4 protein-coding genes are annotated in these 4,292 nt (G+C 44.5%); all 4 read right to left on the bottom strand.

Annotated features, from left to right (window positions below; all coding sequences use genetic code 11):
* Positions 1 to 801 precede the first annotated feature (801 nt).
* Entirely contained in the window at positions 802 to 1,113 is a 312-nt protein-coding gene (locus tag QUB61_RS38135) for an HNH endonuclease signature motif containing protein (protein WP_333136580.1), read from the bottom strand.
* Positions 1,114 to 1,233: 120 nt separating this feature from the next.
* Positions 1,234 to 2,448 (bottom strand): group II intron reverse transcriptase/maturase, encoded by a 1,215-nt coding sequence (gene ltrA / locus QUB61_RS38130; RefSeq protein WP_333136582.1) that lies wholly within the window; start codon positions 2,446 to 2,448, stop codon positions 1,234 to 1,236.
* Positions 2,449 to 3,218: 770 nt separating this feature from the next.
* The gene (locus QUB61_RS38125; RefSeq protein ID WP_333136584.1) at positions 3,219 to 3,746 is read right to left on the bottom strand and encodes a transposase; all 528 of its coding nucleotides are present in this window, start codon (positions 3,744 to 3,746) and stop codon (positions 3,219 to 3,221) included.
* Positions 3,739 to 4,251 (bottom strand): transposase, encoded by a 513-nt coding sequence (locus QUB61_RS38120; RefSeq protein WP_333134760.1) that lies wholly within the window; start codon positions 4,249 to 4,251, stop codon positions 3,739 to 3,741. Before QUB61_RS38120 ends, QUB61_RS38125 begins: the two co-directional genes overlap by 8 nt.
* Positions 4,252 to 4,292: the final 41 nt, after the last annotated feature.

Raw genomic sequence — 4,292 nt, 5'->3', positions numbered from 1 at the left:
AGTGCCTCACCGTGAGTTTTTTGTACAACATACTTCCTGCTTTTTGTCAAGCTCTTTTACTGGACTGGCGCTCTAGACCCTCAATCCGTTTTTCTTCGTTCCCTCGGTTAGATTATTCGTCCCGTTAGGTGGAGCCAATTCAACCACTGGATTCCCTGGACTCTTGCCACTACTCCTAAAATTGTGTGACGGGAATTAACTCCAGTGAAGTCGGGCTTTTTAAGTTGTGTCCCGCTTACAGATAGGTTGCTTTTGCAGGCTCTGTTTTCACCGTAGGAACTCCCCGTTAGCACCAGTGTCATCTCACAACAGATGTCTGATTGCGCCCTGTTTCCAGCTTCACTCTACAAGAATCGAGCTTGTTCGGTGTGGACAGATTGGGAGTCATACCTGAGTCTAGTAGATGGGGCTTTCACCCATATCAGACCGAGAGTTCAACCTTTTCTTATTACTAAGTTGGGTTGGTGAGGTTATTTACGGACTGCTTACCGTGATTCACTCACAACGAATCGCACTCTAGGCTCAGTTTCACCATTGGAATTCCCCTCTCTTCGCCAGTGTCATCCCACATTAGATGTCTGATTGCGCCTTCGGGCTTCACTCTCCAAGAATCGAGCGGGCGTCGGTGTGGGCAGATAGGGAGTCATACCTGAGTCTGGCAGAAGGGGCTTGCACCCTTATCAGACCGAGAGTTCAGCCTTGTGGCTGGAGGAGTTATGTGTCGGGTAAGGTTCGAGAGTCACCTCTGTCCCCTCCCCTAAGAACGCAGCATGAGAGTTTCCAGCTCACTGCGCTCAAGCCTTATTTCAAGCGAGATTTGACTTGGGTTTTGTGTACCTGTTTATGGCATGGTTTATGCAAGTGCTGAAGATTTTCCACGTCGTCAGTTCCACCCTCAGCGACAGGTACTATGTGATGGGTTTCGATTTCTTCCCCGTTGAGTAAAGCTTCGCCACATTCTGGACACTTCCAGTTTTGGTTTTCTGCTATCGTATAAAGTTTAGTCCCTTTATCAAAGCGGGTTTTTCCAAGCTTCTGGTGGCGTTTTTCCCAATACTCTTTTAACGAGGGGTCGTCGAGGCTAGCGTCACCCTTGACTTTTATATGGCGCACGATAGAAGTAGATGCAATTTGGTAAAGGATAAGTTCTTTGTCCTTAACCCGTCTGTCGCTTGTGGTGCAAGCGAATGTCCATCGATTGCCTTTAATAGTCTTGAAGTAACGTTTGCGTATTCATTTAGAGTTCTTGTTGGGATGTCTACGCTTCGCCCAACGCCAAAGGTATTGCCACAATCTGTGGGATATATAGTTGAAGGTTTCTTTGCTTACCACTCCTTTGTAGTAGTTAACAAAACCTCTGAGAATTGGATTGAGCTTTTTAATTAGAACTTCTTGTTCTACACTGCTGAGGTTTTTAATTTCTCCTCCAATCCGCTTACAGAAGGCTAGTACCTTCTTTTTGGACGGCTTTATTAGGAGTTTTCCGCCGTAGTGTCGGGAGTTGAACCCCAAGAAGTTGAAGCCATCTTCCATTGACGTGATTAACGTCTTCTCAGCACTGAGTTCAAGACCTCGCTTTGACATCCATGCTTGAATCAAGTTTTGGGCAACTTCGAGACTTACTTTGTCTTTTGCCGTAACAATGAAGTCGTCGGCATATCGAACCACACCAAGCTTAGGATTGGTGGCTTTAATGTAATTTTCTAAGCCATGCAAACCAATATTGGCTAAGAGAGGTGAAATCACCCCGCCTTGTGGCGTGCCTTGTTCTGTTGGGTTGAATTTCCCTTGGAACACAAAACCCGCTTTTAACCATCCTTTGATGAGTTCCCGTTTTGGGAAGTTTCCCATCATGCTCAGAATGGATTCATGGGCGATGTTATCGAAGAAGCCTTTGATATCAGCTTCTAGAACCCAAGTATGTCCACCTGCTCTGTTAAACCCTACTTTGTTAAAGCATTGTCCAATTGCGTCTTGACAACCTCTCCCTGGTCGGAAGCCATACGAGTTTTGCTCGAATACAGCCTCCCATTCGGGTTCTAGTGCATTCTTTACTATTGCCTGTTCGATTCTGTCACGCACGGTCGGGATTCCGAGCGGTCGTTTCTTGCCGTTGGGCTTGGGTATTTCTACCCTTCGTGTCGGTTTGAGGTTTCCCCCACCCCAGTTGTTTACCAGAATCACTCGCTGCTCTGGGGTATTGATGACTTCTCTATCAATGCCTGCCGTTGCTTTACCTTGATTGGTTTGGGTGATACGTCGAACTGACAATAGTAAGTTGGCGTAGCTACGAATCATCAACTTCTGCAAGCTTCTTAACTTACGGAAGTCACCAAGCTTTCTCGCACGAAAGATTCTTTGACGCAGGTTTCTAACGGCTTTGTTAACTTTTCTCCAGTTGACCTGGTTCCAGTTCTCTAGCCGCTTCTTTAGTCCGTTTGTTGTCATTGCTGACACCATCTAACTTGTCCTCAGATGTGATTCCTTTGTGAGAGTTTCTTTCGTATAAGACCCAGAAGAAGTCTGCTTTCCTTTCGGTCAGAGGTGATGTTTCAACCCCTATCCAACTCATTACAAGTCAGCATTCGCTTTTTCTTCCATCCTTTACCCTCCAGAGATTTCGGTCTTTGTTGCCTCGGACTTACTAAGAGTATTCGACCTCTCTTAGACTCTGTAGGGCTTACCCTGTTGTACCGTTTAGTTTTCTGTTCCCTTTTAGGTGTTATCTATTCTGCGGTGGGATTGTTATTCACACGTATGTTGAAGCCCGTACTCAAAATACTACCCACTTACCTTTTGGTTGGAGCCTATCAGCCTTATTTGGCTCATTGGTGAATCACGCAGTTTATTGATAATTCACTTATGTTCACCATTAGGGAACTCCCCTTAGCCTCTGAACTACTTTAGGCTAGTAGCACTAAGTACATTTGTGGTCTGCATTCCGGTTGTTTCATTGCTTACTTGACCGTGACCGGACTCTTATGGAGTCTTTTACATAGGGGTAGAGGGTGTGAATCCTCTAAGGAAGAGGGCTTCCCAGACTAAACGACCATTTCAGGTCGCGCACGGACTTTCACCGTGATTCACTCTTCAACGAATCGCACCTACTCTGGTCATGTAAGTTTTACAGATAATAGGGTCTCCATCGGCAGCCCTGTCAAGGTGGCTGCTGAGCTTGCTCCAGCAGCCTTGCTGTAGAAAGATGACGGTGACGTGAGTCAACAATTCCCCGGTGGTTTCTTCTTTTTGGGCGAACGTAGCTGCTTCAGAAAAGACTTCAAATTCACTCGTGCAGCTAAATCTAACAGAAAATCAGCCAGTTGAGACAATGACCAAGCCTGAATATGCCTCCAATTATCAGGTTCACAGGCTATAGTCATCCCCCGATAAGTTCCTTGAATTTCATCAACTAGGTAGAATTCTGAAAGACTCGACTCAATTTTTCCCACACCGTGTACACTGCCGAGAGTCCTTCGGACTACAGCTAAAATATTGTAAGAAGCCAGAGCTAAACAAAAAGAAAATAAAGCAGCCTTCGGATAACCCAAGGTTTGAATCTCCCCCTCAAAGTTCTTAGTTACAGTTTGAAATAAAGTCTCAATACTCCAACGCCCCCGATACAACTCGGCGACATCAGTCGCACTGGCAACAGTTTGAGGTAGAGTTGTCAGGATGGCAATTTCCCAATCGCCATCACGAGTAACTTTTTTCAAGCGCAGGACTACCCGTCGTAAGTAGTTAAGCAAAATTAATTACATAATTTTCTCCAAATTCTTTAAGTATTTTTTCCACACATGAAACAAGAGCTGGCCAGCTAGAATAGGCATTTATTTCGATCCATTCATATTTAATAAACCGCCACAGAATCTCAATTAAATTCAATTCTGGTGAATAAGTCGGTAGTTCAAAGATATATAGACCGCGTTCTTTCCATTCTTCAAGTCGGTCGTAGATGAAATCGCTAGTATGAATAGAAGCTCTAGCGACTACAATAAATGTTGGTCGTTCGACCACAGGAAAAAAACTATCTATACAGGCAGAAACTACATCAGAATTGATAGTCTGAGTCGAGACATAGGCGTTAAGATTATTTTTTCTATTCATGATTCCCAAGACGTTTAAACGCTGACTACGCCGACTCTTGAGCGATAAATATTCACCGATATTTTGCCAAGCATAAGGAACAGAAGGAATCAGACAAAATCCTGTTTCATCTAAATAGGGCTTGCTGAATAAGTAAGAAAACAGCATTTAGAAAGATGAATGAACTCGCGACTCCCTTGATAATATAA

Origin of the sequence: Microcoleus sp. C2D2 (assembly GCF_036702495.1) — a bacterium.
GTDB lineage: Bacteria > Cyanobacteriota > Cyanobacteriia > Cyanobacteriales > Microcoleaceae > Microcoleus.
Note: the sequence above shows the minus strand (reverse complement) of the source record. Positions and strands in the feature narration are given on the sequence as shown.